The following is an 857-nucleotide window of genomic DNA, read 5'->3' as shown; positions in this document are numbered from 1 at the left end:
TACCTCTAACTAGAGACGAGCGCAGCGGGTAGTGATTAGAGCCAACCTGACTTCCTGAAACTGCGATACAACACAATGCACACCAACGCGACTGCGCCGATGACAATGCCGTAACTCCAGCGGGATTCGAGCTCTGGCATGAATTTGAAGTTCATCCCGTACCAGGAGGCGACCAGCGTCGGGACGGCGAGCAGAGCTGCCCACGCACCGAGACGCTTGACGACTTCGCCCTGGCGCAACGTGACCAACGAGAGGTTGGTGGCCATGGCGGCAGAGAGCATCTCGCGTATGGTGTCGATACCGTCGTTCAACCGCAATGCGTGATCGTGGACGTCGCGGAGGTAGGGTTGGATTTTTTTGGTGACCAATTCCTTACGCGTGCGGAGCAACTGCGCGACGATGTCGGCCATTGGCGACGCTGCGATGCGCAACTTCGTCAACTCGAGTTTGAGCTCATACAAACGTTGGATCGTCGTTGGGTGGAAGGTTTCCGCGAGCACTTCCTCTTCCAGCGAATTGAGCTGATGATTGAAGTCATCGAGGAGCGGCAAGTAGTTGTCGACGATGGTGTCGAGCACGACGTAAATCGCGCCGGCGGAACCTTGAGACATCAATTGCGGCTCGCGTTCCAAACGCTTACGTGCACTGGAATAACTCAAGGAACTACCGTGGCGGACGGTGACGAGGAAGCGCTTGTTAAAAAACAAATGCGTCTCACCGAACTTCACCCGGCGGTCAACGGTCTGCGCGGTTTTCACAGCGAGAAAATAATGTTTCGCCGTAAGCTTCAATTTTCGGGCGTTGGTGAGCAACTTGCGCATCCTCAACGGCGAGGTCGTGCAAGTCGAATTCCAGCT

The 857-nt window shown here is 55.5% G+C and carries 1 protein-coding gene; it reads right to left on the bottom strand.

Annotated elements, in window-relative coordinates:
* Nucleotides 1-35: 35 nt before the first annotated feature.
* Entirely contained in the window at nt 36-758 is a 723-nt protein-coding gene (locus DMP17_RS46245) for a magnesium and cobalt transport protein CorA (RefSeq protein ID WP_337833039.1), read from the bottom strand.
* Nucleotides 759-857 lie beyond the last annotated feature (99 nt).

It is taken from the genome of Pseudonocardia sp. TMWB2A (genome assembly GCF_017312135.1).
Note: the sequence above shows the minus strand (reverse complement) of the source record. Positions and strands in the feature narration are given on the sequence as shown.